This window comes from Roseixanthobacter psychrophilus (genome assembly GCF_043195195.1).
Classification (GTDB): Bacteria; Pseudomonadota; Alphaproteobacteria; order Rhizobiales; family Xanthobacteraceae; genus NCEH01.
In genome coordinates this window covers 1-961 of record NZ_JBAFWT010000153.1, presented here as the reverse complement: position 1 = coordinate 961, position 961 = coordinate 1, and the positions used below count along the sequence as shown (strand labels likewise).

At 66.3% G+C, this 961-nt stretch carries 2 protein-coding genes; both read left to right on the top strand.

Annotated elements, in window-relative coordinates:
* Nucleotides 1–268: 268 nt before the first annotated feature.
* A complete protein-coding gene (locus V5F77_RS28945; protein ID WP_429008492.1) occupies nt 269–475 on the top strand; it encodes a hypothetical protein in 207 nt (68 codons plus the stop codon).
* 116 nt (nt 476–591) lie between these two features.
* Complete coding sequence (locus V5F77_RS28940) at nt 592–756, top strand: hypothetical protein (protein WP_348848450.1); 165 nt, start codon at nt 592–594, stop codon at nt 754–756.
* The last annotated feature ends 205 nt before the right edge of the window (nt 757–961 follow it).

The following is a 961-nucleotide window of genomic DNA, read 5'->3' as shown; positions in this document are numbered from 1 at the left end:
CCGCATCATCGGCGAGGTGCCCTTCTCGCTCGATCCCCGATTGTTCTGAGGCGAGAAGGGAAGGGCGTCGCCCTGCGGGCCGGGCTGTTGGCTGCGCTGATGCCAGCAAGCCGTCTTCATCCCAAGGGCTTCCATCCCATCTGACGCGAAACGAGAAAATGCTGCCGGGGGCAGAACGTCATGCTGGCTGCACTGCGACGGTGGATGGAGAACCGTAGGCAAATCCGCCGGAGGTGGCAGGCGGACGCCCGCCGCCTCATCGATCACGATGAACCGAGCGCCTATTACGAGGCGCAGCGCCTGGCGGCTCGTTCCCGCGCGTCACGGGCAAGCCGGCGAATTCATCCACTGGGCCAAGGTCGCGGCCGAAGTGGCGCGGATCTCGCCGCATGCGCAGATGGATCTCGCGGTGGTCCAGGCGATCGTCGACAACGAGACGCGCCGCGCAGGGGATTCGCGCGACCATAGCGATTGAACGGGCGGCTGCGCCGACGTCGCTTCGGCGCTGAAGCCGTCCATTCGACCTGAGGCGCTGCTCGGGACCCGATCTGTTCAGGCGCGGCAGTGTGGTTCGGCGTCCGGGAAAAGAGCGTGCAAGAGGGTCCGGACCATCTCTGGGGCAAGCCCGACCCCGCTCTCCTTGGATGGCTTTCCTGGTCCTCCGCCCGGCCTTCCACGATCAACCCTCAAGGGGTCGGCTATGCGGAGCATGCCGCCGACTACGGCTTCGCCTGCGCGGTGATCGCGGCCGGTTGAGGACACTGACGGACGCCATCGAGCGGGGATCGGCCTCGCTCCAAGATGGAGCCCTCAGATGTCGCACGATCTTTCCCTCGCACAGTCCCACGCGTTCCAGCTCGCCCGCACCCTGATGGTCCCGGTCACGCTGTTTGAGGTCGATGGAGAGTTCGGCGTGATGCCGAGCGACGAACTCGACGACGCCGACGTGGTCGTCGTCCAC